The following is a 25,712-nucleotide window of genomic DNA, read 5'->3' as shown; positions in this document are numbered from 1 at the left end:
CATGGCCATGACCGACACGCCCCCCCTGCGCCGCACCCGCCGCTCTTTGCCCATTGCCCTGCTTCGTGCCCGCGAAGCGGTAATGGGCCCCATCCGCGAAATGCTGGCCCAATCGGGCATTTCCGAGCAGAAATGGCGGGTGCTGCGGGTCTTGCAGGAACAGGGGCCGCTGGAACTGACCCTGCTGGCGCATGAAGCCTGCCTTCTGCTGCCCAGCCTGACGCGGATGGTCCGCCCGATGGAGGACGAGGGGTTGATCCGCCGCACCACCCCCAAGGGCGACCGGCGCAAGGTGGTGGTGGCCATCACGGAAGAGGGGCAGCAATTCGTCGCGTCGCATTCCGGCGACAGCGCCGCGATCTTTGCCCGGATCGAGGCCGGTTTCGGCCATGACCGGCTGGAGGATTTGCTGGACCTGCTGGAAGATCTGCAACGGCTCGACCTGCGGGGCGGAGACAGCGGGCGTTAAAGCGCTGCTTGCCCGGCGGGTGCAAAAACCAAAGCGCCCGCCGCGGGTGCGACGGGCGTCTGGGAACCGGGTCAGGGCGGCTTAGTTGACCTGATCAAAGCCCTTGTTCATCCGCTCTTGCGCCTTCTTGGGCAGCTTTACCGCCTTGGCCGCGTCAAGATTGGCCGGCGCATCGCCGACCTGGATCAGCGCGACCATACCCATGGCGAAATGCGGGGTGCATTTCACGCCATAGACGCCCGGCGCGGTGACGGTCAGCACATATTCGGCGTTCATCTCGCCTTTGAAGGGCTCGGCCCCTTCCGGCAGCATGTCCTTGATCGATTCCACATTGTGGCTCTTGTCGGTGGGCACGAATTTCACGGTATCGCCGGGCTGCACCTTGACGAAGGCCGGCTCGAACACCATCGCGCCATCGGCCCCCTTGTTCAGCATGTGGATTTCCACCTCGGCGGCCTGCACCGCACTGGCAAGGGCAAGGATCAGGGCGGGGGCGGCGAACAGGTGCGACAGTTTCATCTTGCGTCTCCTTCGGATGCGGGCCGACATGGCCCGTTGCCAAGCGGAATAGCGCCGCCAGCCCCCGAAGACTTTGCGCCTGCGCAAAGAGGCGGGCGAAAGTCAGATTTCCGGGTCAGCGATCCGCGCCAGCCCTTCGGCATCGCAGATGGTCAACTTCTGCCGCCCGCCCTCGACCAGACCCAGCCCCTCCCATGCCGACAAAAGCCGTGAGACGGTGTGCAGTGTGGTGCCGGTCATCTCGGCGATGTCCTGCCGGGTGATGGGAAAGTCGATGCGCGTGCCCTGCGCCTCGGGGCGCCCGGCCTTCGCAGCCAGACGCAACACGGCATGGGCCACCCGGCGCTCCACCTCTTGCGTGGACATTTCGCGCAGGCGGGTATGCGCCTCGTCCAGACGCTGGCCGATGGTCTGCATGGCGTTGATCGCCAGATGCGGGCTGCTTTCCACCACCGCGTCCCAATCGGCCATCGGCCAGCCGATCACCACGCAATCCACCGCCGCCCGCGCCGTTCCCGGGTAATCCGGCCGCGCCAGGGCCCGGGCAAAACCGAAAAGGTCGCCGGGATGCACGACCCGCACCATGACCTGTTGCCCGTCGGGTGTGACCTGACTGACCTTCAGCCGCCCGTGCAGCAGCAGATAAAAGGCATGGGCCTTTTCCCCCTGCTCGAACACCGTGGCGCCCTGCGCCACCCGGCGCGAGGTGGCATGGGCCATCAGGCGCGTCAGCTCGGCTTCGCTCAGACGCTGGAACAGCGGCAGGTTTCGCACCAGAAAGGGGTCTATTGCCAAGCCTTGCTCCCGCATCATCGCCTCACCGCAAGGTGGCGCAAACGGCGGGGAATGCAAAGCAGGAAGGCCGCCTCATCCGGCCAACCAGCGCGACATCCGGTGCAGAAACCCCGGGTTCAGCTCGCGCACCAGCCGGAAACCCATATTGTCGGGCGGTGTGCCGACCGAACAGCCCCCGGTGCGGGGATTACGCTCGAACAGGGTCAGGGCGGCACGGTGGCGGCCCTCGGCAATATAGATGCCGCAGGTTTCGTCCTGCCGCAGAATCTTGCCGTCGCCGTCCACATCGACGCGGCGCAAACAGGTCGATGTCCATTCCCAGACCGCGCCGCCAATGTCGCGCATTCCGGTGGCACTGACGTTCAGGCTGCCCACGGGGCGAATTTCGCGGTCGCGGTCGCGGCTGCGCTCGGCCGCCGCCTCATATTCGGCAAGCCAGCGCACAGCGGGATTGCCGGGGTCGTCAACGATGTTCAGGGCATCGTCCCGATAAAGCTCGGCGGCACCCTGCGCCCATTCCACATCGCTCGGCAGGCGCCAGATGTCGCCGGTCTGCTGTGACATCCAGTCGGCATAGGCCGTGGCGTCCAGCCAGTTGACGCCGGTCACCGGCAAATCGGCCCGGTCGGTTGGTCCGTCGGGCAGAACGCAGGCCCGCGCCTGCACACAGGCCATGTAGTCGCCCACGCTGACCGGCAGTGCCATGATCTCGACCGGGGTGGCAATCTGAACCTCGGCCAGCGGCGGGTCCACCGGGTGGCCGTCGCGTTGCCATTCGCCATCCAGCCGGTGGGTGAAGGGAACAGGGTCAAGCCGCAACAGGACAGGCGCCGCCTGATCCGCCATCGCCAGGGCGGGGCAGCACAGCCAAAGGCAGGCAAGCAGGGAAAGGCCGCGCATATCCGTTCCTTTCGGGCAGGAACCGCCCCCGAAAGGGGCGGCCCGTTTTTGCAAAGCGCGTCTCAGATCGCGGTCGGCGCCAGAACCTGCGTCATCAGATCGTCGTTCCACTCGCCTTCCACCTTGAAATGGGCGGCGGCGCCAAGCTCGAATGCTTCGATCAGGTTGTGGTTCACATAGGCGTAGATGCCCGGCTGTTCGAACGTATACATTGCCGCGCCCGCCGTGCCGCCCGGGATGAACCAGGTTTCCTGATCCAGTTCCGGCGGATTGCGGAACTTGCCGGTCGCCCAGACATAGTTGCCATGCCCGCCGATCAGGTGGGGCCGCGTGTCGCGGTTGGCTTGGCTGTGGATGATCAGCACGGTTTCACCGACCTTCGCCGTCATCGCATTGTCGCCGGTCAGCGCCCCCACCTTGCCGTTGAAGACGATATGGGTGGGCGTCAGCGTCCGCATCGCCTTGATTGCATCGTCATAGCTTTCGCCGACGCTTTCATATTTCTTGTAGGCGCCGGTTTCGTCGCGGGGCACATAGAAATCCTGCTCGCCGACATAATAGATGCGATCATAGGACAGCGCGTTGCCCTGATGGTCCTTCAGCCCGTCACGCGGCAGCACCATGATGGCGCCGTTCATCCCGGCGGTGACATGCCACGGCACCATGCCGGGCGGGGCGCAGTGATAGACGAAGACACCTTGCTTGGTGGCCTTCCAGCGCAGGATCACCTTTTCGCCCGGGTTCACCTGCGTCAGCCCGCCACCGCCCAAAGCCCCGGTCGAGCTGTGGAAGTCGATGTTGTGCAGCAATTCATTGTCGGGGTGGTTGATCATCGTCAGCTCGACGTAATCGCCTTCATGCACCACCATCAGGGGCCCGGGCACCGTGCCGTTGAAGGTGAAGGCAAAGGTCTCGGTACCTTCGTCATCAAGGACGATCTTCTTTTCGTGGATCGTCATCTCGAATTCGATCACAGCCGGACCCGAGGTGGCGACCTGCTCGTGTTCATGCACGAAGGGCGGATCGACCAGTTGCACCTTGCGGCGCGGCAGACCATCGGCGCTGCTGGCAACCGGAGTCAGAACCTCTTGCGCCTGGGCAGCGGTGCTGCGCACCTGGGCGATGGCCCCGGCAAGGGCTGCCCCTGCCAGGATTGTGCGGCGGGTCATCTGAAATTCGCTCATCTTTCCGTCCTTTCGGCATTCCGGCGCGTTCCGCCGGGCTGCCACCGGATTAGTGGTTTCAGCTGCCGCTCTCGTTGCGCCAGCACAACCTTCGCGGCCTGAATCGCGCCGTTGCTTGCGCCCGCGCAAAGAGCAGAGCGTTTCCCGGCCTATTCCCGGTCTGACAACACAGGAGACCGCGATGAACATGGTCGAGGCAAAACGGCGGCGGGTGCCGCGGGGGTTGAAACAGGATGGGATGGCGCTGTGGTCCTACGGGTTCCGACCGTTCTTTCTGGGGGGCGCGGTCTGGGCCGTGGCAGCCATGGCGCTGTGGATCGCGGCGCTGATCCACGGCCTGCCGCTGGGCGGCGGATATGGCGCGCCCCTCTGGCACGCGCATGAGATGGTTTTCGGGTTCGCCCCCGCCGTGCTGGCGGGGTTCCTGCTGACCGCGATTCCCAACTGGACGGGCAGCCTGCCGGTCTCTGGCGGGCCATTGATCGGGCTTGCCGGCCTTTGGGCGGCCGGGCGGCTGGCCATGGCGGGGGCGGCGCTCTGGGGCATGGGCGCCGCTGCACTGGTGGATGCCGCATTTCTGCCAGCGCTCTGGATCATCGCCACGCGTGAGATCGTCGCCGGAAAGAAGTGGAACGACCTCAAGGTGCTGGCTGCGGTTGGCGCCGTGACGCTGGGCAATCTGGGGTTTCATGTCGCCGTATTCTGGGGCGGTGATCCGGCCCTCTGGCTGCGCGGGGCGGTTGCGGGTTATGTCGCGCTGATCCTGATCATCGGCGGGCGGATCATTCCCAGCTTTACCCGCAACTGGTTGGCCCAGCGCGGTGTGCAGGCGCTGCCGGTGCCTTACCGGCGCTTTGACATGGGAGTGATCGGCGTCAGCGCGGCGGTTCTGGGCCTTTGGGCACTGGCGCCGGAGTCGGGGCTGCTGCTGCCTGCGGCCCTTGTCGCGGCAGCACTGAACGTGGCACGGCTGGCGCGCTGGCGCGGGCTGGCCTGCCGGGCCGAGCCGCTTTTGTTGGTGCTGCATATTGCCTATGCCTTTGTGCCGCTGGGCTTTCTTGCCATCGCAGCGGCCCAGGCCGGGGCAATCCTGCCCGCCTCGGCGCTGCATGTGCTGACGGTCGGGGTCATCGCGCCGATGATGCTGGCGGTGATGACGCGGGCGACGCGCGGCCATACCGGGCGGGCACTGACCGCCTCGGGCTGGACCACGCTGTCCTATCTGTGCCTTTTCGCGGCGGCCATCGCGCGGCCACTGGCCGATCTGACGGGCGGCATGGGTCTGATGGAGGCGGCCGGGGGGCTGTGGATTGCGGCCTTTGGTATATTCGTGGCCGAACATGCGCCGATGCTGGCCCGCCAGCGCCGCAAGCCGCATGGCGAGGGGTAGGGCCCCTCAGCCCGGCGGCGCCATGCGGGCAGGCGTCCATGGCGGTTCCCATGTCAGCGTGACCTCGGCCTGCGCCACGCCGGGCAGGGCGGCCACCGCCGCCTCGACCCCATGTTTCAGCATCGCGGTCAGGGGGCAGCCCCGGGTGGTGGTGGTCATGGTGACCTGCACCCGGTCCCCCGCCACCTCGATCCCGTAGATCAGCCCCATGGCGACCAGATCGCGCCCCGTTTCGGGGTCGATGATCCGGGTCAGCGCCTGCTCGACCTCACGGCGCAGGGGATCAGTCATCGCCACCCCTCCGCGCCAGCAGCCGGTAGCACGTGCCATCTGCGGCAAGGTTGCCGGCCCATTCATGGCCGCGCTGCGCCAGTTCGGGGAACAGGAACATCGGCTCGCGGTCCAGCAGCGCGAACAGCACCGCCCCCGGTTCCATCGCCTCAAGCGTTTCGAGGATGCGCACCATCGGCTCGGGCGGGGCAAGGCCGGTCAGGTCCAGCACTTCGGCCGGTTCCGGCCAGAAGGCGGCGGCGCTGGCGCTTCCAGGCGCAAGGCCCGGTTCGACGGCGCTGACGGGGGTAAAGATCACCTCCCAGTCGCCGCCCTCAAGTGCGCGGTCGCTGCAGGCGAATCCGCGGTTGGACATCACGTTGAACAGCGGCACCGGCCGGAATGGCGCGATCAGGCACAGCGGCTGGCCGGGCGCAAGCGCATCGACAGCCGACATGATGGCGGCAAAGGGTTCTTCCCCGCGGGCAAGAAGAGGGCGCACGTCAAGCTTGCATGGGGTCATTCCGGGGTCTCCGTTCGGCAAGTGGGGGCAGGATGACGGGCACCCTTGTCGGGCGCGCGTCGGGCGAAAGATGCGACAGGCGGCGGATGGCCACCGCTTCCGCCGCAAGGCCGATTGCGGCAGCCAGCAACGCAAGGCTGGCCAGACGGAACAGCAGCGGCATTTCCGCCAGCAGGGCCATGGTGCCGCAGAGCGCACCCAGCGTCCACAGCCACAGCCAGCGCCGGGCGGCGCCTGCATTGGTCAGATCCTGAACCACCGGCACCTTGGCCTTGCCGATCCGGGGGGCGAAATACTGAATCCATGTTAGAAAGCTGACGATCTTGATCATCTGCGCCAGGGTCAGTGTCGAAAGCCAGCCGACCAGCGCGGCAAAGACCGCCGCCTCGGCCCAGCGGCCGCCCCATGCGGCGGCAAAGGGCAGCAGGCCGCAGACCAGCACCAGAAAAGCCAGTGCGGCGCGCGACATCTGCATGTTGACCTCGGGCTGCGGGCGCCTCCGGATTGTCCACAGACGGCGGATATCGGCAAGGTAAAGCACCGCCGCCGCCAGTGCGGCAACGGCCACACCGATCACGGCCAGCCGTGCGGACAGCGCCGTCAGAACCGCGGTCAGCCCGCCAAGGACAAGCGACAGCGCAACAAGGGCCAGCACAAACCCGGCGCGGCGTTGTGCGCTGTCGCCATCGGGCGCGAGCAGGAACATCGCAAAGAGCTTGTAGCTCACACCAAAGGCCGCGAGGCCAAGCCAGCCCCCGACCCCCACCGCGACATGCAGGGGCAGCGCCTCGATCAGTTGCCCCGGCCCGTTGCCCGTCAGGTCAAGCACCATCCCGGCGCCGCTGGCCCAGACCAGCACCAGCCCCGCAAGCCCCGCCAGCACCACCCGTGCCTCTGACCCGCGCCAGCCACCCGCTGCCACCAACGTGCCGCCCAGCATCGCCCCGCCACAGGCAAATGCCCCGGCAAGCAAGACCGGCCCGGCCTCCAGCAGCAGGATACCGCCCTCCCAGCCGTCCAGCGCCAGAAACCCCGCCGCCAGCAGCAGCACGCCAAGCGTTGACATCAGCAATGCGGGCAGGGCCAGTGCCGGCAGCGCCAGCGGCCGCGCCACCAGCACCGGCGCGAACTGCAACAGCGCCCCCAGCATCATCTGCCCCAGCCATCCCAGCGCAAAAAGATGAACCACCGCCAGCGCCCGGCCATTTTCCCAATGCGCGGGCCCCGCCGCCCCGGCCACCATCAGACCCAGAGCGGCAATCAGGAAAAGGATGGCACTGGCGAACCACGCCATCGTCCAACGGGAAAGCTGTTTGCCAGGCATCCGTGAACCCCGCTTGATTTCGGGCAGCATGGGCCAAGGCCGAACCGCCCTCTTTGCGCCGCAGCAAATTGCCGGAAGTTTGTGGAGCCCTGATGCCGCCGACAGGAAGGGGAAACCGTGCCTTGCCGGCAGGCATCGCGCATCATTCATAAAATGCGGGAAATTGGTCGGAGCGAGAGGATTCGAACCTCCGACCCCCTGCTCCCGAAGCAGGTGCGCTACCAGACTGCGCTACGCTCCGACCGTGCGGTGGGGGTTACTCTGCCGCGCAGCGATTTGCAAGGGGCTGCGGCAGATTCATTCCACGCCTTTGCGGCGGTCGAAAAAGCGCATCCACAGGCTGATCCGGGGAAAGCTGCCGCCGTCAAAGCGGGAACGGGTTTCCAGAACCGGGCGATTCTCGGACACCCGCGGCGTGCCCTCGCGCAGCACGATGTAAATGCCCGAGGCGATGATCACCGCGGCCCCTATTCCGGTCCACAGGTCAATCTCTTCGCCGAACAGCAGCGACCCAAAGACGGCAGCCCAGAGGATTTGCGAATATTGCATCGGCGCCACGATTACTGCGGGCGCCAGCCGGTAGGCCATGATGATCAAGAGGCCCGCGACAAGGCCAAGGCTGGCCATCACTGCCAGAAGCCCCAGATGTTCGATCGGCATCGGGCGGTAGACGAAGGGCAGGGCCAGCGCCATGACCACGAAATTGCCCATCATCGGGTAGAGCATCAGCACCACCGCCCGCTCGGCATGGCCGATCTTGCGCACGATGACCGAGGTCATCGCCCCCATCAGCGCCGCCGACAGCGCCGCCAGATGGCCAAGGTTCAGGTCCACATCCCCAGGCCGAAGCACGATGCCGACGCCGACAAGCCCGACCGCCACCGCGATACCCCGCCGCGCGCCAACCTTTTCGCCCAGAATCGGGATGGCCAGCAGGGTGATCATCAGCGGCATGGCAAAGAAAATCGCATAGCATTGCGCCAGCGGCAGCATCGAAAAGGCATAGAATCCCGCGATCCCGTTCAGCACCGCCGTCACCGTCCGCAAGATCGACCAGCCCGGATGCGCCGGGATCAGCGTGCCGCCGCTGCGGTCGGTCAAAAGCATCACCGAAACCAAGGGAAAGGTCAGCAGCCCGGCAAAGAAGATGGTCTGGAACGGGCTGTAGCTGGCGCCCAGAAACTTCACCACCACGTCATGCGTGGCGTAAAGCGCAAAGGCGGCAAGCGACAGGGCGGCGCCCTTGACAGTATGGCTGGCCATGGGGACGGTCCTTGGGGGTGTTCGCGCTAACGGGTTCATGCCAGATCGGCGGCCAAGGCTCAATCCGCGCTAGCGCAGAAAATGAAAAAGCGGCCCCGAAAGGGCCGCTTTCCGCTGCTTTCGCAGAGATCAGAGGCTGGCGTTCAGCGCGGCGATCACAGCATCGCCCATCTGGCTGGTCGAAACCGGGGTGCCGCCTTCGGGGCCCATCAGATCGGCGGTGCGCACGCCGTCGGCCAGCACCTTTTCCACGGCCTTTTCGACGCGGGTCGCCTCGTCGCCCAGATCGAAGGAATAGCGCAGCGCCATCGCAAAGCTGAGGATGCAGGCGATCGGATTGGCCTTGCCCTGACCGGCAATATCGGGGGCCGAGCCGTGGACCGGCTCATACAGCGCCTTCGGGCGGCCATTGGCTTGCGGCAGGCCGAGGCTGGCCGAGGGCAGCATACCCAGCGATCCGGTCAGCATTGCCGCCATATCCGACAAGAGGTCGCCAAAAAGGTTGTCGGTGACGATCACGTCGAACTGCTTGGGCCAACGGCAAAGCTGCATCGCACCCGCGTCGGCATACATATGCGACAATTCGACATCGGGGTATTCCTTGTCGTGGATTTCCTGCACCACGTCGCGCCACAGGATGCCCGATTCCATGACATTGGCCTTCTCCATCGAGCAGACCTTGTTGTTGCGCTTGCGGGCCAGCTCGAAGGCCGAGCGTGCAACGCGGGCGATCTCGCTTTCGGTGTAGCGCTGGGTGTTGATGCCCACACGCTCATTGCCCTCAACAAAAATCCCGCGCGGTTCGCCGAAATAGACGCCCGAGGTCAGTTCGCGCACGATGACGATGTCGAGGCCCGCCACCACATCCTTTTTCAGCGACGAGAAATCTGCCAGCGCGTCAAAGCACTGGGCCGGGCGCAGGTTGGAGAACAGGTCCATTTCCTTGCGCAGGCGCAGCAGGCCGCGCTCGGGTTTCACGCTGAAATCCAGCTTGTCGTATTTCGGCCCGCCCACGGCGCCCAGCAGCACCGCATCCACCTCTTGCGCTTTGGCCATGGTGGCATCGGTCAGCGGCGTGCCATGCGCATCATACGAGCAGCCGCCGACAAGACCTTCGCTGACGTCAAAGGCGACGCCGCGCTTGTCGCCCATCCAGGCGATGATCTTTTTCACTTCGGCCATGACTTCGGGGCCGATGCCGTCGCCGGCAAGGATCAGGAGGGAAGGATTGGCCATGTTGCGGCTCCGCTCTGAACTGGGTTGCGCTGGGGCCTAGCCAAAGCACCGCCCGGGGTCAAGCGGCGCTATGGTTTGGTGGGGTTAGGGCAGGGCGATATCCACCCAGATCGGGTGGTGGCGCGAGGCCGCTTGCAGGGCGGCGGTCAGCGGATCGGTGTCGGGGGGCCACAGCACACCGGCGCCTGTCAGCGTGAGATCGGCCGAGGGCAGGATCATATCCACCCGCAGCCCGCCCAGCCCGTCATAAAGCGCGGTATCCAGCGCGGGGTCGCCGCTTTGGCCCGGGTCGCTGCGCCCGGCCGTGCCCCGGGGTGCGGGGTCTTGCAGCGCGGGATGGTGCATCAGGGCGGCAATCGCCCCCCGCCTCCCTTCGCCATCGGCGGGGTCCAGATTGGGCTGCCCGATCACCGCCAGCGGCGCCGCAGGCACCGCAAAGGGCAATTCTCCCGCCAGCAGCCGCAGCCAGAACGCGGCCTCGTCATGGTTGCGCCGACCGTTGCGGTCTTCCGCGCCGTCAAACACTGGCGGCGTGGTATAAAAGGTCAAGAGCGTCAGGGTGCCCCCGTCCGGCAAACGCACCGGAACGGCCCAGTGACCGCCACTGGACAGCCGCTGCGCCGCCCGCACCTCGGGCGGGCCGGGCGGCATCAGGTTGCCCGGCAGATCGGCCCAGAGAAACCCCGAGTAATCCACCGCCGCCCCCAGCGGCAGGCGCGACAGCACGGCCAGCGCCCCTTCGCCCGCGAAGCGGCCATAGCCCTGCGCATCACGCGGCTCTCCACGCTTGCCGTTGCCGTCAAGGTCAAGGCCCGTCGCCACGCCGCTGTTTGGCCGCAGGGCAATCCGGTGGGGGTAGGGCGCCCCGGCGCGGGCCAGCCGCACCTCAAGCGCCGCCAGACCGTCGCCCCGCAGATCATGGTCAAGGCCGCCCAGAACCAGCACATCGGCATCCAGCGCGACGATCACGGCAACCACGGCCTCCACCTCGGGCCCGCCGCGCAAGAGCCGTTGCAGCATCAGCCCCGGCCCGGGCGCCGAAAGATCGGCATTCCAGAAGGCAAGCCGCAGCGGATCGGCAAAAGCCGCCCCGCCCAGCCAGATGAACACAAGAATCAGGCCGGCGCGTAGCGCGCCTTGGCCTCGTTGCTGCGGTTTTGCCGCCGCGTCTCGCGGATCATGTCGGCGACCCGGCCCATGGCGATGCCGCGCATGAAAAGAGAGGCGGGAAGGAAGGCCCATGCCGTCATCGTCCAGATCAGGGTTTGCGGCGAAGACAGGGTCATCGGCTCGAACCCGCTTGACGAAATCTTCACCATCGCTGGCGACAGGAATGGCAGAAGAAACCCTAACGCGAGGTTAATGCGGGCATCGCGCGTCAGGCGGCGCACGATATCAGGGCCTGCGGTGGGGTCGAAGGTCGGCAGGTTCACCCAGACGTTGAAGGCGGTCTCCCGCCCCGGCCAGCGTCCGGCCCGCATCAGCACGACAAAAACCGCCAGCGAGACAAGAGAGATAAGATAGGCCATGCCTGCCGCCGTGCGCACCATTTCGACCTGTGCAGCGGGGGCGTCGTCGCGCAGCATCAGCGTGGCAAGCCGGACGGGGCTATAGGGGAAATCCATCGACAACCCGATCAGCGTGCCCACCGCCTCGATCAACTGGGTCAGGGTCGAGGGGGCGGTTCCATTGCGCAGAATCGCCGAAAGGCAGAACACCGTGGCAAACAGCATCACGAAGCGAATGCGGTTGAAGGGCGGCGCGTCGCGGAATTCGACCAGGCTGGGGTAGGTGGCGTTATATTCCACAAAGGTCAGCACCCCGGCAAACAGGGCCACCAGCGCCACCATCTGCTTGGTGTCGGCGGTCATGCCCGGCAGCAAGGCCGAGGGCGTGGCGACCAGCACCATCACCAGAATCGCGCGCACCAATGCGCTTGTCAGCCGTGAGATCACTGCCTGCCCACCTTTGAACCGGACGGACCTGATGCGACGCCAGGCCCTTGTTCCGACGATTTCCCGCACTTTGTGGCGGATTGCCTCAATCTTGCCCAATTTGTGCCTTCTTTCGCCGGTCCCCGCAACGATCTGGTTAAGGGAACTCAATCACTTGGGCGATTTCAGGGGCAATGTGTCGCCGGATTGCATCAAACTGGCGGCAAGAAAAAGGCCGCCCCGGCGGGCGGCCCATATCTTGTGTTCAAACTGTGCCGAACCCCAAGAGGCTCAGGACCACGGATGCTGCGCCGCATAGCGGGTTTCAAAGCTGTCGATGGCGGCAACCTTCTCAAGCGTCAGGCCGATATCGTCCAGCCCGTTCAGCAGGCAATGCTTGCGGTGGCTGTCCACCTCAAAGCCAAAGACCTGACCGTCCGAAGTGGTGACGGTCTGCGCCTCAAGATCCACGGTCATGCGGGCATTGGCGCCCTTGCGCGCATCGGCCATCAGCACCTCGACCACATCGGCGGGCAGCACGATCGGCAGGATGCCGTTCTTGAAGCAGTTGTTGAAGAAGATGTCGGCAAAGCTGGTGGAAATCACGCAGCGGATGCCGAAATCCAACAGCGCCCAAGGCGCATGTTCGCGCGACGAGCCACAGCCGAAATTGTCACCGGCCACGATGATTTCCGCCTTGCGATAGGCGGGCTGGTTCAGCACGAAATCGGCAATCTCCTGCCCGTCCTGGGTATAACGCATCTCGTCGAACAGGTTCTTGCCAAGGCCGGAACGCTGAATGGTCTTCAGGAACTGCTTGGGAATGATCATGTCGGTGTCGATATTGACCAGCGGCATGGGGGCCGCGATGCCGGTCAGGGTGGTGAACTTGTCCATGTTGGGCCTTTCGGTAGAGCGCCTCAGGGGGCGGATGTCAGGTGGGATTGCGAAGAAAGGGGTCCGGGCGCGCGCGCGATTGCCCGCGAACCCAGTCATAAACCCCGGCGATCTGTTCGGCCTTGCGGGCCCAGGTGAAACGGTCGGCGATCAGTGCGCGCGCGGCGGCGCCCATGGCGGGCAGAGCGGTGGGGTCATCGCAGAGCGTCGCCAACCTGTCGTGAAAGCGGGCAATGATCTGGTCCCGGCTGCCGATGGGCAGGGCAAAGCCGGTTTCCGGGGTCACCAACTCGGCCGGCCCGGCATAGTCGCAGACCACAGGCACCACCCCCAGCGCCATCGCCTCAAGCACCACGCCGCCGCCAAACTCACGGATCGACGGAAAGGTCAGCAGATTGGCCCGCGCCATAACCGCCTGCACCGCCCGGTGGTCCAGCCAGCCGTGAAAGGTGACGCCGGGCAGATCGGTCGCCATGGCGCGCAAAGGTTCGTCCAGCGGACCCGCGCCGATGATGTCCAGCACCATCCGCCCCTGCCGCAACAGGGGGGCCATCGCCTGTAACAGCATCTCGGGCCCTTTGTAGGGCACCAGACGGCCGACAAAGACGGCGCGCAGCGGGCCGGTCACGTCCTGCGGCGCGATCAGGTTGAATCGCGCCGGATCAATGGCGTTTTCAGGGATATAGACGGTCTTGCCGCGATACTGCGCCGGAACCTCGCCCATGGTATGGGCCGAGGCGGTGATCACCGCCGCCGCATCGCGCAGCATCCGCCCACGCCCCGGCATCGCCTTGTAGACGCCCCGGACACAAGACAGCCATTCCCGCTCGCGCCGCCGGTCGGCGTCAAACCCGTTGGGCCAGGGCACCCCGCCATTCAGCGGACCCAGCACAAAGGGCACGCCCGCCGCCTTGCACTTCTTCGCCAGACTGCTGACGGCGGTCGGCGTCAGCGGCGTCAACCGATGCACGATGTCATATTTGCCCGCTCGGATATCTGCGCCGAAGCGCTTCCAGACCAGATGCTCGAAATAGGGATAGCTGGCGGAGGAAATCGCCTGCAGGGTGGACCAACCCTTGCCCTCGCCCATCCGCAGCAGGCTGGCGAATTTCCAGAGAGGCCGCATCAGCGCCTCGGAATCGATGGCGGTGAAATCCACGCCTTCGACCCAGCCTTCGGCGGCAATGGCATCGCGGTTGCGCACCTGTGTCACCAGATGCACATCCGCCACCCCGCGCAGGGCAGCCGTCAGCGACCAGCCCACCAGCGGGACCGAAGTCCATTGCGGGTTGGCCGCTTCGGCGATGACAAGAACCTTGGGGCGCGGCTGCATCGGTTTGCCTTCGGCAAGGCGGCGGCGGACCTGCACGCAGGTCCGCCGCCGCCGGGATCGTCACATCATCTCACGCACGTCGGTCAGGTGGCCGGTGATCGCCGCCGCCGCCGCCATCGCGGGCGACAAGAGGTGCGTGCGGCCCCCGCGGCCCTGACGGCCCTCGAAATTGCGGTTCGAGGTGGCAGCACAGCGTTCCCCCGGCGCCAATTGGTCGGGGTTCATCGCCAGACACATCGAGCAACCGGCCAGACGCCATTCAAACCCGGCGTCGATGAATATCTGCGCCAGACCCTCTTCTTCCGCCTGCGCCCGCACCAGACCCGAACCGGGCACGACCATGGCGCGCATCCCGTCCTTGATCTTCTTGCCCTTCAGGATCGCCGCGGCAGCACGCAGGTCTTCAATCCGGCCATTGGTGCAAGAGCCGATGAAGACGGTATCAATCTTGATATCCGTCAGCTTCATGCCCGGCACCAGACCCATATAGTCAAGGCTGCGTTGCGCCGCCTCGACCTTGCCGCCGGTGAAATCCGCCGGAGCGGGCACCGTGCCGGTGATCGGCAGCACATCCTCGGGGCTGGTGCCCCAGGTCACGACGGGGGCGATGTCTTCGCCCTTGATCGTCACCACCTTGTCGAAATGCGCGCCCTCATCGGTGAAAAGCGTCTTCCAATAGGCCAACGCCGCCTCCCACTTCGCCCCTTTCGGGGCGTGCGGGCGGCCCATGACATAGGCAAAGGTCTTTTCATCCGGCGCGATCAGACCGGCGCGGGCGCCGCCCTCGATCGCCATGTTGCAGACGGTCATGCGGCCTTCCATCGACAGCTCGCGGATCGCCTGACCACAATATTCGATGACATAGCCGGTGCCGCCCGCGGTGCCGGTGGCGCCGATGACCGACAGGGTGATGTCCTTGGCGGTGACCCCGGGGCGCAAGCTGCCGGTGATCTCGACCTTCATGTTCTTGCCCTTGCGCTGGATCAGCGTCTGGGTCGCCAGCACATGCTCCACCTCCGACGTGCCGATCCCGTGGGCCAGCGAGCCGAAGGCGCCATGGGTGGCGGTATGGCTGTCACCGCAAACCACCGTCATGCCCGGCAGTGTCCAACCCTGCTCGGGGCCGACGATATGCACGATGCCCTGACGGACATCCGACACCGGATAATAGTTGATGCCGAAGTCCTTGGCATTCTTGTCCAGCGCCGCCACCTGAACCCGGCTTTCCTCGGTCATGGTCGCGGCATTGGCGCGGTCCAGCGTCGTGGGCACGTTGTGGTCCGGCACCGCGATGGTCTTTTCCGGCGCCCGCACCTTGCGGCCCGTCATCCGCAGCCCTTCAAAGGCTTGCGGACTGGTCACCTCATGCACCAGATGGCGGTCGATATAGAGGAGGCAGGTGCCATCCTCGGCCTGATGGACAACGTGGTCGTCCCAGATCTTGTCATAGAGAGTCCGAGCGGTCATGGCTCACATCCGTGTTGGCTATGGGAGTATGCGGGGAATGGGCAGGCAAGGGCGCAGCAGCGCCCGGGCGACATCGCGTTCAGCGCAGCCGCGCAAGCACGGACCGACGCAACGCGGTAAAGCGCCAAGGCAGGCGCGCGTGATCGGCCATGTCGAAAAAGCGGTTCATGGGGCCGCTAGATACGCCCGAATCCCCCCGCGATCAAGCGGCATCCCTTTTTGCGCCGCCCTGCGATTTGCACCTTTCGAAATACTCCCGCCGGAGGCCCCGGCCTGCACCATCTGCAACGCCGGCCGCCCCCTGTTGCGGTCACTCCGCCGCTTCCAGCAGATCGCCCGGCTGACAGTCCAGCACGGCACAGATCGCGGCCAGCGTTTCAAAGCGGATGCCCTTGACCTTGCCGGATTTCAGCAGCGACAGATTCGCCTCGGTGATCCCGATCCGTTCGGCCAGCTCGCGCGAACGCATCTTGCGCCGCGCCAGCATCACATCCAGCCGCACGACAATCTGCATCAGACGAACCCCGCATTCTCTTCGGCGGCCAGCGCCGCTTCGGCCATCACCCATCCGATCACCACCAGCAAGCCGCCGGCAAGGGCCAGCCAGAGCATTTCGCCGGACAGGGATATGGCCAGCATCTTCTCTCCGGGCGGGTTGTCGGCGGTCAGCGCCAGTATCTGCAGCGGCCGGATCAGAACCTGCATCCCGGCCAGCACGACCAGCGCCACACCGCTGCGCCGGATATGCCCGGCGCAGGCCGCGGTCAGGATTTCGCCGCGCCGATAGCGCGCGAAAAGCCCGCGCATCTGCCACAGCGCCGCGCAGATCGGCCCCAGTGCCAACGCCCCGATTGCCAGCACCCCCACGGATTTCGCCGCCGTCAGGCGTGTCGCCGTTGGCAGCTCGGGGAAGGCCCCGTTCAACCATCCCGGATCGCGGAGCCCCCAGAGCCCATAGCCCAGCACCAAAAGCGGCAGCAGCGGCAAAAGCACGGAGGTCCCGCGATAAAGCACGTCGGAAAGCCGGGCGATGCGGGTGAGGTTTTGCATCTGGGAAATCCTCTTTTCAAGTCTAAAAATTACTGTAATACGATAAATAATCGCTGTCAAAAAGAGAATCACCATGCGCCTACCCCTGTCCCGCCTTTTCCCCACCCTGTTGCTTGCGGCCTGTTCTTATGTCTCGCCGCTGACCAGCGCGCAGCTTGCAGCGATGGACCCGCTGGCGGCCGATCCTGCGGCGCTTGCCGTGGCCGTGGTGCTGCCGCCGGGGCTGGCGGTGGGGCCGGATGGTGTGACGCTGGAATTGCAGGCGGTGCAGGGCGCGCAGGTGCTGGCGGGCCGCTATCCGCTGCGCGAAACCGCAGCCGATCCGGCGCTTGCTGTGCCTGCCGGCGCTTCGGGCCATGTCTTTGTCCTGCGGCCTGCCGATATTGCGGCGATGCGCGACTGGCAGGCCAAGGCGGCGGCGTGGAGCGGGCAGGGCGGTGGTCAGGTCAGCCTTGGCATGGCGCTGGATGCCTGCACGCAGGGCGCCGGCGCCGCGCCGGGGGCCGAGGGGGCCGCGCTGATCCGGGTGCAGCGGGATGGCGCGCTTATGCCGCTGATCGGTCCGGCGCCGCTTTCCGCCCTGCTTGGTCCCGATCTCATCGCGGCCATCGCCCCTTGCGGCGGCCCGCGCTGAGATATATGGCCCGTGCCTTCCCTGCCTTGGTTGAGATTTCGCCCTTCGGGTGTTAAATTGCAAGGAAGGCCCGGTGCCGGGGCGATGCGGCATGTTGCATGGAGGACGACGTCCTGTCTCATTCTGACCCTTCGACCGGGCTGCCGGTCGGACCGCGCGACGCCCGGGGCGCCGCCGATTTCACCGCCGAGCAACTTCTGGCAGCGGTGCTGCAGTCGGTCGATGACGACAAGGCTGAGGATATCGTGCAGATTGATCTGCGCGGGCGCTCGGACGTGGCGGATTACATGGTGATCTGCTCGGGCCGTTCCTCGCGTCAGGTCGCCGCCATCTCGGAAAAGCTGGCAGACCGGCTCAAGCAGGATTTCCGCATTTCCGCCAAGATGGAAGGCAAGGAAACCGGCGACTGGGTGCTGATCGACACCGGCGATGTGATCGTCCACGTCTTCCGTCCGGAAGTGCGCGACTTCTATCAGCTTGAAAAGATGTGGCTTCCGGCGGGCGCCCCCCGCGCGGCCAACACCGCCAAAGCCTGATGCGGCTGCACCTGTGCGCGGTGGGCCGGCTGCGCGCCGGGCCCGAGCGTGATCTGGTGGACGATTATCTCTTGCGTTTCGATCGCTCCGGTCGCGCGCTGGGCCTTGGCCCGGTGCAGGAACATGAAGTCGAGGACAAGAAGAACGCCGGCATGGGGGCCGAGGCAGACCTTCTGGCCCGCGCCGTGCCCGCTGGTGCCGTTCTGGTCACGCTGGACGAACGGGGCAAGCTGATGTCCTCACCCGAGTTTGCGGCGCTTCTGGCGAAATGGCGCGACGGCGGGCGGCAGGATCTGGCCTTCGTGATCGGGGGCGCCGATGGCATCGATCCCGGGCTGCGGGCGCGGGCGGACTTCTCTCTCAGCTTCGGGGCGATGGTCTGGCCGCATATGCTGGTGCGGGTCATGCTGGCCGAACAGCTTTACCGCGCCGCCTCGATTCTCGCCGGTGCGCCCTATCATCGCGCCTGATCCGCGCCGAAAGGCTTCGCTTTTTCCGCGTGGCGCGCTAGGTGAAACTCCGAGAGGTGCCCCATGATCCATGATCCGCTGTTCCTGCTTGCCGCCGTCGCCTGCCTTGTGGTGGTGGTTATCCTGATGCTGGGCATCGGCAGCTTTGCCAAAGGCGGGGAATTCCACCGCAAGAATTCCAACCGGCTGATGCGCTATCGCCTGGCGGCGCAGGCGGTGGCGGTGCTGCTGATCGTGGGATTTGCCTGGCTGCGCGCCCGGGGGGGGAACTGATGGTCGTCCTGTCAAAGATTTACACCCGCACCGGCGACGGTGGCGAAACCGCGCTGGGCAACGGTGCGCGGGTGGCCAAGCATTCGCTGCGCGTGTCGGCCTATGGCACGGTGGACGAGACGAATGCCACCGTCGGCCTTGCCCGCCAGCACGCCGTGGGCGAGATGGACGCGGCCCTTGCCCGCATCTCGAACGACCTCTTCGATCTGGGGGCCGACCTCTGCACGCCGGACATGCATCTGGATGCCACTCTGTCCTATACCCCGCTGCGGATGATCGAGCCGCAGGTGGACCGGCTTGAGCGGGAAATTGACGCGATGAATGCACGGCTGACGCCCCTGCGCAGCTTCATCCTGCCGGGGGGCAGCGCGCTTGCCGCGCAACTGCATCTTTGCCGCACGGTCTGCCGCCGGGCAGAGCGGCTGGTGGTGGAACTCGCCTCGGTCGAATCGGTGAATGCGCCTGCGGTGAAATATCTGAACCGGCTGTCCGACTGGTTCTTCGTCGCCGGGCGGATCGCCAATGACGATGGCAAGGATGATGTGCTGTGGGTGCCGGGCCTGACCCGCTGACAGCCGCGCTTGCCGCGGCGTGGCGGGTGTTCGACCGGCCCGCCCCCGCCGATCTGGCGGTCTGCACCGCCTGTTGCATGGACCCCGCGCTGGCCGATGAAATCCGCGCCACCCCGGCCCGGTCGCTCACCCAGCATCACCTGCGGGAATGGCTGGCAGCGGCCTTTGACGGCGGGGCGGGGCGCGAAGCGCTGCTCTGGCTCCTGCCGCGGATGTTCGATCTTCTGGCCGAAGGGCGGGAGATCAGTCCCCTTGGCCCCGAAGTGACCTTGGCCCGCCTGCCCGCGACGGGTTTTCCCGACCGCTGGCCGCAAGCGGAAGTCGATGCCGTGCATGGGTTCTGTCTGGCCCTGTTCGACCGGAAACTGGCCGGGCGGGCCGCAATTGACCCATGGCTCTGCATGATCGCCCGATCCGGGCTGGACATCCGCCCGTTTCTCGGGCGGCTTTGGGAGCTGCCGGACGCCAGTCTTGTGGCCCTTCTCCATGCCGACTGGATCGCATCGGGGGGCGCAGGCCGCATCGCCTTTACACCCTTCTGGGCGGATGTGCCCGCCCGCGCCGACGTCTGGGCCTGGTATACCGCGCCGGAACTGGCCTTGCGTCTGTTCCTTGCGGGTGCCGAAACCGACCTTCGCCTGCTGGCGCTGGCCGAAATGGTGCAGTCGCATGAGGGTCTGCCGCCGCCGGTCTGATCGGGGCAACCGTTCAAAACGCGGCGTCCTGCGGCGGGAATCTGTCGCATTTGCTCTGTTATCCGGGGTGCGGAAAAGGTATCACCCGGCCCGAGAGCGTGGATTGCCCTTTCAGGGCTGCAGAACGGGAGATTTCGTCTGATGAAGGTATTGGTGCCTGTCAAACGTGTGATCGACTACAACGTGAAGGTTCGCGTGAAGGCGGACGGCAGCGGCGTTGATCTTGCCAATGTGAAGATGTCGATGAACCCGTTTGACGAGATCGCGGTGGAAGAGGCGATCCGTCTGAAGGAAAAGGGCGTGGCGACCGAGGTTGTCGTGGTCTCCATCGGCGTGAAGCAGGCGCAGGAAACCCTGCGGACTGCGCTGGCCATGGGGGCGGACCGGGCCATCCTGATCGAAGCAACGACCGACGTTCAGACCGATATTGAGCCGCTGGCCGTGGCCAAGCTTCTGGCGGCTGTCGTCAAGGACGAGGCCCCGGGTCTGGTTCTGGCGGGCAAGCAGGCGATCGACAATGACATGAACGCGACCGGCCAGATGCTGGCGGCACTTCTGGGCTGGTCGCAGGGCACCTTTGCTTCGGAAATCAAGGTGGAAGGCGACCACACCACCCTGACCCGCGAAGTCGATGGCGGCTTGCAGGTGATCAAGGTGAAGATGCCCGCCATCATCACCGTGGACCTGCGCCTGAACGAGCCGCGCTATGCCTCGCTGCCGAACATCATGAAGGCCAAGGCCAAGCCGCTGGCGGCCAAGACCCCCGCCGATTACGGCGTGGATGTCGCGCCGCGTCTGACGGTTCTGAAGACGGTGGAACCGGCGGGCCGCAAGGCGGGCGTCAAGGTGGCCTCGGTCGAAGAGCTGATTGCGAAACTGAAAGATGAAGCGGGGGTGATCTGATGGCCGTTCTCCTGATTGCAGATGTGAATGACGGGCAGCTTGCCACCGATCAGGTTGCCAAGACGCTGACGGCGCTTGCCCCCTTGGGCGAAGTGCATGTTCTGGTGGCTGGCACCGGCGGCGAGGCGGCTGCGGCGCAGGCTGCGGCGCTGACGGGCGTGTCCAAGGTGCTGTTCGCGGCGGGCGATGCCTATAACCACGGGCTGGCCGAATCGACGGCGGCGCTGGTGGTCAGCCTTGCGGGTGGCTATGGCCACATTGCGGGGGCTGCGACTGCGTTCAACAAGAACGTGCTGCCCCGCGTGGCGGCCTTGCTGGACGTGATGGTGCTGTCGGATGTGACGGCTGTGGTCGATGCCGACACGTTCGAACGCCCGATCTATGCGGGCAATGCGATTCAAACCGTGAAATCCTCGGATGCCAAAAAGGTCTTCACCGTCCGCACCGCAAGCTTTGCGGCGGCGGCGGCGGGTGGTGCCGCCGCGGTGGAAGCGGTGGGCGGCCCGGGCGATGCCGGCCTGTCTTCGTGGGTCGAGGACCGGGTTGCGACCAGCGACCGTCCCGAACTGACCTCGGCCGGGATTGTGGTCTCGGGTGGGCGCGGCGTGGGCTCGAAGGAAAGCTTCGATCTGATCGAGGCGCTGGCCGACAAGCTGGGCGCTGCGGTCGGCGCGAGCCGCGCTGCGGTGGACAGTGGCTATGCCCCGAACGACTGGCAGGTGGGCCAGACCGGCAAGGTCGTGGCACCGCAGCTTTATGTCGCGGTCGGCATCTCGGGCGCGATCCAGCATCTGGCGGGGATGAAGGATTCCAAGATCATCGTCGCCATCAATAAGGACGAAGAAGCGCCGATCTTCCAGGTTGCCGATTACGGTCTGGTCGCCGACCTCTTCGCCGCTGTGCCGGAACTGACGGCCAAGCTGTAAGAATGGTGCGTGCGAAGCACGCCCCCTGCGGCGGGTTTGAAACGCGAATACGAAAAGGGCGCCCCGCGGCGCCCTTTTTCCTTTGGCGCTCAGGCCACCCGGCGCCCGGCAACCCATGTGCCGCGCAGGCTGCCCGCCGCGCCGAAACGTGCCACACGGATCAGATCGGCCCGCAGCCCCGGGGCGATCTGTCCGCGGTCGGTCAGCCCCACCGCCTGCGCCGGGGCGCGGGTAACCGTTGCCACGCCGCGCGCCACATCGCCCCACAAATCGCCCAGCATCAGCGCCGCCGCGAGCAGCGACGAGGGCACATAGTCGGACGAAACGATATCCAGCAATTCCGCCTCGGCCAGCGCCTGCGCCGCGACATTGCCGGAATGCGAACCGCCCCGGATCAGGTTCGGCCCCCCCATCATCACGGCTATGCCTTTGTCCCGGCAGGCCAAAGCCGCCTCATGTGTGGTAGGAAATTCGGCGACGCGGGCGCCGTGGCGGGCCGACTGCGCCACATGGCACGCCGTGGTGTCGTCATGGCTGGCCAGCACGGCGCCAAAGCGGGCGGCCTCGCGCACCGCGGCTGCCTCATGCGCGGCACCGACCAATGCGGACAGGGCCTGCTGGCTGGCGACATGGGCCTCGAACTCGGCATCGCTCATGCCGCGCTTGCCGCGCAGGTAATTGCGATACTGGGACGTGTCGCGGAACTGCCGCTGGCCCGGGGTATGGTCCATCAGGCTCACGATGCCGACACCATCTTCGGCGCCGAACTTGGCCAATTCGGCGATGAGGGTCTCCGAACACACCTCGGCGCGCAGATGCAGGAAATGGCTGATCCGAAGCGCGCCCTCTTCCCGCAGCCCCAGAATCTCATCGGCCAGTGCGCGGGCATATTCGCCGTAATTCGGCTTGCCGTTCGACACCAGCGAGCCGACCCGCAGCGCATCGAACACCGTGGTGATCCCGACCGAGGCCAGTTCGGCATCATGGGCGATGATCGCGGCGGCATGGGGCCAATCCACCTTGGGGCGCGGCTCGATATGGCGTTCCAGATTGTCGGTGTGCAGCTCGATCAGCCCGGGCAGCAAAAGGTCGCCCGCCATATCCTCGGCGCCCTTCGGCACGGTGGTTCCGCTGTCGATCGCGGCAATCTGCCCGTCGCGGAGCAGCAGGCTGCCCTGCAGGACGGTATCGGCAAGAACGATGCGGGCATTGGCGAGAATCTGGTCGCTCATCTGGGCTTTCCGGTGGAAGGTGGTGGTCATCGGCATGACGGCAAAGCGTCACAGCCTTGTGACGAAGGGGCGCTATGGGCCGGGGCATGGAAGATTTTCGCCGCTATGCAATTTACTACGCCCCGCGCCCGGGCGTGATGGCCGAGGCCACGGCGGCCTGGCTGGGCTGGGATCTGGCGCGGGGGCGCAGGGTGCCGCCGCCCGCACTGGCCGGTCTGCCCGCGCCGCTGGAGGATCTGACCGCCGCCGCCCGGCCCTATGGCTTTCACGGCACGATCAAGGCCCCGTTCCGGCTGGCCACAGGGCAAAGCGCGCGGGCGCTGAACCTTGCCGCCGCCCGGCTGGCCGAGGGGCTGGCGCCGGTGACCCTGCCGCGGCTGCGGCTGGCGGAACCGGGCGGGTTTCTGGCCCTGATCCCCGAAGGGGACGAGACGGCCCTTCTGGCCCTGGGCGCCGAGGTGGTCAGCCGTCTTGACGCCTTTCGCGCGCCCCTGACCGTGGCCGAGATCGCCCGCCGCAACCCCGAGCGGCTCAACCCGCGCCAGCGCGACCTTCTCGACACATGGGGCTATCCGCATGTGATGGAGGCGTTCCGTTTTCACCTGACCCTGACCGGCGACCTTGCCCCCGATATGCGCGCGCAGGTGGCGCAGGTGCTGTGGGACTGGCTGGTGCCGATCCTGCCCGAGCCGTTCGTGATCGAGGATATCTGTCTGGTGGGCGAAGATGCGGCGGGGCGGTTTCATCTGTTGTCCCGTCACGCGCTGACCGGCTGAAGGGCTGCCAGAAAGGCGGCGGTGGCCTGCGGCAGGGGGCCGTCGTTGATCACATCGACCACCCGCAGCCCGGCGGGCAGATCAAGGCCCGAGCGGGCGATGCGGGCGGTAATCTCTTCCCGCGTTTCGCGGCCCCGGGCCAGAAGCCGCTCCATCAGCACCTGCGAGGGGGCGGTGACGCGGATCACCACCAGATCGGGAAAGCGGACAGCCGCCTGATCCAGCGCCGCGCGCGATCCGTTGAACAACACATCGCGCCCGGTGTCGCGCAGCGCAATCGCGCTGGCCGGGATGCCATAACGCAGGCCATTGGCCTTCCACCACAGCGCAAAGGCCCCCGATTGCAGGCGGGCGTCGAAATCGGCGTCGCTCACGCCGTCAAAGTCTTCGCCTCCGGCCGATTGCGGGCGGGTGATGGCGCGGCGCACCACCACCAGATCGGGCCGCGCTGCACGGGCGGCGTCGATCAGCGTGTCCTTGCCCGCCCCCGAAGGGCCGACAATGGCGAAGAGCCTGCCCTTCATGCTGCGGCCCGTGGGGTGAAGCCGGTGACATCGACCAGCCGGTCGCACACCCGTTCGCGGGCGCCCTCATCGTGGAAGATGCCCAGAATGGCCGCCCCGCGCGCCTTGGCCTCTTCGATCAGGGTCAGCACCACCTCGCGGTTGGCGGCATCCAAGCTGGCGGTCGGCTCATCCAGCAACAGCGCCGGATAGCCATGGGCAAACCCGCGTGCGATGTTCACCCGCTGTTGTTCGCCACCCGAAAAGGTGGTGGGCGACAGCGACCAGAGCCGCGCCGGAATGTTCAGCCGTGCCAGCAGCAGTTCCGCCCGGGCCTGCGCCTGATCAGGCGGCACGCCCAGCGACAGCAGCGGCTCTGCCACCACCTGCACTGTCGGCACCCGCGGCACCACGCGCAGGAACTGGCTGACATAGCCCAGCGTGCCCCGCCGCAGCGCCAGAATCTCACGCGGGGCGGCTTGTGCCACATCCAGCCCGCCGACAAGGATGCGGCCCGAGGCGGCAAGGTAATTGCCCCAGATCATCCGCATAAGCGTCGATTTGCCCGACCCCGAGGCGCCGATCAGCCCCACGCATTCGCCCGGCCGCACGGCAAGATTGGCGCCTTCCATCACGGAAAGGACCGCTCCGCCTTGGGTGTGCAGGGTGAAGGTTTTGGAAAGATTGGAAATCTCGATCATAGCCAGCGCTTCCATTTGAAGAAAAGATAGGTGCCCACCGCCGAAGCCAGCATCAGCCCCAACGCCATCGGATAACCCCAGCGCCAGTCAAGCTCGGGCATGTTGGCAAAGTTCATGCCATAGGCGCTGGCAATCACCGTGGGCGGCAGGAAGATCACCGCCACGACCGAGACGATCTTGACCGTCTTGTTCTGCTCGACCGAAATCATGCCCAGCGTCAGGTCCGAGGCCATGGCGATGCGGTTGGTCAGGAAATCGCCATGCACCTCCAGCGCCTGAATGTCGCGCATCAGCCCCTTGATCACCGGGCGCAGCGCCGCATCTTCAACCGACTGGCCGAAATAGCTGATGGCGCGCTCGATGGTCAGCAGCGACAGCCGCACCCGGCTGACCAGATCGGATTCGCGCGACACCTCGCGCAGCGCGTCCGACAGGTCATCATTGGCGGCATCGTGGATCACCCTGCGGGTGATGGCGTCCAGCGTCTTGCCCGCGCCTTCCAGCAGGTCGGCCAGCCGCCCGATGATTTCCTCGATCAGCGACAGGAACAGCCGGCGCGGATCGGTGCAGCCCGGTCCCACCTTGTCGGCCCGCTGCGGATAGGTCTCGAACGGGCGGGGCGCATGGTGGCGCACCGTGACCAGCCGGGAGGGCGTCAGGATAAAGCAGACCGGGCCGGAAATCGGTGCCTTGCTTTCCGACAGGCCCGGCAGCACCACCGTCAGATAGTCGGCGCCATTTTCACGGTAGAGCCGGTTTGAAAGCTCGATCTCTTCCATATCGGCCAGCGTGGGCGGCTCAACCCCAAGTGCCGCCGTCCGCGCTGCCTGTTCGGGCAACGGGTGATAAAGATCGACCCAGATCGCATCGGCCAGATCGGCGGCAAGGGGCAATTGGCGCAGCCTTGCGCCATCGGGGGCATAGGCAAACAGCATCG

31 protein-coding genes and 1 tRNA gene are annotated in these 25,712 nt (G+C 66.1%); 11 read left to right on the top strand and 21 right to left on the bottom strand.

The window, feature by feature from the left end; genetic code table 11:
- Position 1: 1 nt before the first annotated feature.
- Positions 2–469 (top strand): homoprotocatechuate degradation operon regulator HpaR, encoded by a 468-nt coding sequence (hpaR, locus tag HS053_RS12995; protein ID WP_241699852.1) that lies wholly within the window; start codon positions 2–4, stop codon positions 467–469.
- An 81-nt stretch (positions 470–550) separates the two neighbouring features.
- Here hpaR and HS053_RS12990 read toward each other — a convergent pair whose 3' ends face one another.
- The 4 genes from HS053_RS12990 to nirK all read right to left on the bottom strand — a co-directional run bounded on the left by HS053_RS12990 (position 551) and on the right by nirK (position 3,867).
- Entirely contained in the window at positions 551–988 is a 438-nt protein-coding gene (locus HS053_RS12990) for a pseudoazurin (protein WP_174211672.1), read from the bottom strand.
- A 102-nt stretch (positions 989–1,090) separates the two neighbouring features.
- A complete protein-coding gene (locus HS053_RS12985; protein WP_241699851.1) occupies positions 1,091–1,783 on the bottom strand; it encodes a Crp/Fnr family transcriptional regulator in 693 nt (230 codons plus the stop codon).
- A 72-nt stretch (positions 1,784–1,855) separates the two neighbouring features.
- Positions 1,856–2,683 (bottom strand): SUMF1/EgtB/PvdO family nonheme iron enzyme, encoded by an 828-nt coding sequence (locus HS053_RS12980; protein WP_174211671.1) that lies wholly within the window; start codon positions 2,681–2,683, stop codon positions 1,856–1,858.
- Positions 2,684–2,745: 62 nt separating this feature from the next.
- Positions 2,746–3,867, bottom strand: a complete 1,122-nt coding sequence (gene nirK, locus HS053_RS12975; RefSeq protein WP_174211670.1) for a copper-containing nitrite reductase — start codon at positions 3,865–3,867, stop codon at positions 2,746–2,748.
- 181 nt (positions 3,868–4,048) lie between these two features.
- Between nirK and HS053_RS12970 the strand changes: the two genes are divergently transcribed.
- A complete protein-coding gene (locus HS053_RS12970) occupies positions 4,049–5,257 on the top strand; it encodes an NnrS family protein (protein WP_174211669.1) in 1,209 nt (402 codons plus the stop codon).
- A gap of 6 nt (positions 5,258–5,263) precedes the next feature.
- Here the strand turns inward: HS053_RS12970 and HS053_RS12965 are convergent, their stop codons facing one another.
- The 13 genes from HS053_RS12965 to HS053_RS12905 form a co-directional block, all read right to left on the bottom strand.
- Positions 5,264–5,548: a metal-sulfur cluster assembly factor gene (locus HS053_RS12965; protein ID WP_174211668.1), complete on the bottom strand. Its 285-nt coding sequence runs from the start codon at positions 5,546–5,548 to the stop codon at positions 5,264–5,266.
- Positions 5,541–6,029 (bottom strand): DUF2249 domain-containing protein, encoded by a 489-nt coding sequence (locus tag HS053_RS12960; protein ID WP_347233326.1) that lies wholly within the window; start codon positions 6,027–6,029, stop codon positions 5,541–5,543. Before HS053_RS12960 ends, HS053_RS12965 begins: the two co-directional genes overlap by 8 nt.
- A gap of 1 nt (position 6,030) precedes the next feature.
- Positions 6,031–7,344, bottom strand: a complete 1,314-nt coding sequence (locus HS053_RS12955) for a hypothetical protein (protein ID WP_174211666.1) — start codon at positions 7,342–7,344, stop codon at positions 6,031–6,033.
- 194 nt (positions 7,345–7,538) lie between these two features.
- Positions 7,539–7,615 (bottom strand) — tRNA-Pro (locus tag HS053_RS12950).
- 56 nt (positions 7,616–7,671) lie between these two features.
- Positions 7,672–8,637: a DMT family transporter gene (locus HS053_RS12945; protein ID WP_174211665.1), complete on the bottom strand. Its 966-nt coding sequence runs from the start codon at positions 8,635–8,637 to the stop codon at positions 7,672–7,674.
- A 129-nt stretch (positions 8,638–8,766) separates the two neighbouring features.
- A complete protein-coding gene (leuB, locus tag HS053_RS12940) occupies positions 8,767–9,873 on the bottom strand; it encodes a 3-isopropylmalate dehydrogenase (protein WP_174211664.1) in 1,107 nt (368 codons plus the stop codon).
- Between the two features lie 84 nt (positions 9,874–9,957).
- Positions 9,958–10,893 carry an endonuclease/exonuclease/phosphatase family protein gene (locus tag HS053_RS12935; RefSeq protein ID WP_174211799.1) on the bottom strand — a complete coding sequence of 312 codons (936 nt, stop codon included), beginning with the start codon at positions 10,891–10,893 and terminating at the stop codon, positions 9,958–9,960.
- A 95-nt stretch (positions 10,894–10,988) separates the two neighbouring features.
- On the bottom strand, positions 10,989–11,828 hold the full coding sequence (locus tag HS053_RS12930; RefSeq protein WP_174211663.1) for a hypothetical protein: 840 nt from the start codon (positions 11,826–11,828) through the stop codon (positions 10,989–10,991).
- Between the two features lie 270 nt (positions 11,829–12,098).
- Positions 12,099–12,704 (bottom strand): 3-isopropylmalate dehydratase small subunit, encoded by a 606-nt coding sequence (gene leuD / locus HS053_RS12925; RefSeq protein WP_174211662.1) that lies wholly within the window; start codon positions 12,702–12,704, stop codon positions 12,099–12,101.
- Between the two features lie 37 nt (positions 12,705–12,741).
- On the bottom strand, positions 12,742–14,037 hold the full coding sequence (locus tag HS053_RS12920) for a glycosyltransferase family 4 protein (RefSeq protein WP_174211798.1): 1,296 nt from the start codon (positions 14,035–14,037) through the stop codon (positions 12,742–12,744).
- Between the two features lie 60 nt (positions 14,038–14,097).
- Positions 14,098–15,504: a 3-isopropylmalate dehydratase large subunit gene (leuC, locus tag HS053_RS12915; protein WP_174211661.1), complete on the bottom strand. Its 1,407-nt coding sequence runs from the start codon at positions 15,502–15,504 to the stop codon at positions 14,098–14,100.
- A gap of 310 nt (positions 15,505–15,814) precedes the next feature.
- Positions 15,815–16,018, bottom strand: a complete 204-nt coding sequence (locus HS053_RS12910; protein WP_174211660.1) for a helix-turn-helix domain-containing protein — start codon at positions 16,016–16,018, stop codon at positions 15,815–15,817.
- A complete protein-coding gene (locus tag HS053_RS12905) occupies positions 16,018–16,554 on the bottom strand; it encodes a DUF2975 domain-containing protein (protein ID WP_174211659.1) in 537 nt (178 codons plus the stop codon). The genes HS053_RS12910 and HS053_RS12905 overlap by 1 nt, the downstream gene beginning before the upstream one ends.
- Before the next feature lie 73 nt (positions 16,555–16,627).
- Here HS053_RS12905 and HS053_RS12900 point away from each other — a divergent pair, with 73 nt between their 5' ends.
- The 8 genes from HS053_RS12900 (at position 16,628) to HS053_RS12865 (ending at position 21,563) form a co-directional block, all read left to right on the top strand.
- Complete coding sequence (locus HS053_RS12900) at positions 16,628–17,188, top strand: hypothetical protein (protein ID WP_174211658.1); 561 nt, start codon at positions 16,628–16,630, stop codon at positions 17,186–17,188.
- A gap of 98 nt (positions 17,189–17,286) precedes the next feature.
- On the top strand, positions 17,287–17,724 hold the full coding sequence (gene rsfS, locus HS053_RS12895) for a ribosome silencing factor (RefSeq protein WP_174211657.1): 438 nt from the start codon (positions 17,287–17,289) through the stop codon (positions 17,722–17,724).
- Positions 17,724–18,194, top strand: coding sequence for a 23S rRNA (pseudouridine(1915)-N(3))-methyltransferase RlmH (gene rlmH / locus HS053_RS12890; protein WP_174211656.1), 471 nt, complete (start codon positions 17,724–17,726; stop codon positions 18,192–18,194). The genes rsfS and rlmH overlap by 1 nt, the downstream gene beginning before the upstream one ends.
- A 63-nt stretch (positions 18,195–18,257) precedes the next feature.
- The gene (locus HS053_RS12885; RefSeq protein WP_174211655.1) at positions 18,258–18,467 is read left to right on the top strand and encodes a twin transmembrane helix small protein; all 210 of its coding nucleotides are present in this window, start codon (positions 18,258–18,260) and stop codon (positions 18,465–18,467) included.
- Positions 18,467–19,039, top strand: coding sequence for a cob(I)yrinic acid a,c-diamide adenosyltransferase (locus HS053_RS12880; RefSeq protein WP_174211654.1), 573 nt, complete (start codon positions 18,467–18,469; stop codon positions 19,037–19,039). The genes HS053_RS12885 and HS053_RS12880 overlap by 1 nt, the downstream gene beginning before the upstream one ends.
- Positions 19,015–19,734, top strand: a complete 720-nt coding sequence (locus HS053_RS12875; RefSeq protein ID WP_174211653.1) for a hypothetical protein — start codon at positions 19,015–19,017, stop codon at positions 19,732–19,734. Before HS053_RS12880 ends, HS053_RS12875 begins: the two co-directional genes overlap by 25 nt.
- Before the next feature lie 141 nt (positions 19,735–19,875).
- Positions 19,876–20,637: an electron transfer flavoprotein subunit beta/FixA family protein gene (locus HS053_RS12870; RefSeq protein WP_174211652.1), complete on the top strand. Its 762-nt coding sequence runs from the start codon at positions 19,876–19,878 to the stop codon at positions 20,635–20,637.
- Positions 20,637–21,563 (top strand): electron transfer flavoprotein subunit alpha/FixB family protein, encoded by a 927-nt coding sequence (locus HS053_RS12865; RefSeq protein ID WP_174211651.1) that lies wholly within the window; start codon positions 20,637–20,639, stop codon positions 21,561–21,563. The genes HS053_RS12870 and HS053_RS12865 overlap by 1 nt, the downstream gene beginning before the upstream one ends.
- Positions 21,564–21,652: 89 nt before the next feature.
- Here the strand turns inward: HS053_RS12865 and HS053_RS12860 are convergent, their stop codons facing one another.
- Complete coding sequence (locus tag HS053_RS12860) at positions 21,653–22,795, bottom strand: alpha-D-ribose 1-methylphosphonate 5-triphosphate diphosphatase (RefSeq protein WP_174211650.1); 1,143 nt, start codon at positions 22,793–22,795, stop codon at positions 21,653–21,655.
- A gap of 86 nt (positions 22,796–22,881) precedes the next feature.
- Between HS053_RS12860 and HS053_RS12855 the strand changes: the two genes are divergently transcribed.
- On the top strand, positions 22,882–23,571 hold the full coding sequence (locus tag HS053_RS12855) for a DUF1045 domain-containing protein (RefSeq protein ID WP_174211649.1): 690 nt from the start codon (positions 22,882–22,884) through the stop codon (positions 23,569–23,571).
- Here HS053_RS12855 and phnN read toward each other — a convergent pair.
- From phnN to HS053_RS12840, 3 genes are read right to left on the bottom strand one after another with little or no spacing between them, the layout of a single operon-like run.
- Positions 23,553–24,095: a phosphonate metabolism protein/1,5-bisphosphokinase (PRPP-forming) PhnN gene (gene phnN / locus HS053_RS12850; RefSeq protein ID WP_174211648.1), complete on the bottom strand. Its 543-nt coding sequence runs from the start codon at positions 24,093–24,095 to the stop codon at positions 23,553–23,555. The genes HS053_RS12855 and phnN overlap by 19 nt on opposite strands.
- Positions 24,092–24,775 (bottom strand): phosphonate C-P lyase system protein PhnL, encoded by a 684-nt coding sequence (gene phnL / locus HS053_RS12845; protein ID WP_174211797.1) that lies wholly within the window; start codon positions 24,773–24,775, stop codon positions 24,092–24,094. The genes phnN and phnL overlap by 4 nt, the downstream gene beginning before the upstream one ends.
- The gene (locus HS053_RS12840) at positions 24,772–25,710 is read right to left on the bottom strand and encodes a magnesium transporter CorA family protein (RefSeq protein WP_174211647.1); all 939 of its coding nucleotides are present in this window, start codon (positions 25,708–25,710) and stop codon (positions 24,772–24,774) included. Before HS053_RS12840 ends, phnL begins: the two co-directional genes overlap by 4 nt.
- Positions 25,711–25,712: the final 2 nt, after the last annotated feature.

The sequence above is a fragment of the Tabrizicola fusiformis genome (assembly GCF_013328815.1).
Lineage (GTDB): Bacteria > Pseudomonadota > Alphaproteobacteria > Rhodobacterales > Rhodobacteraceae > Fuscibacter.
Note: the sequence above shows the minus strand (reverse complement) of the source record. Positions and strands in the feature narration are given on the sequence as shown.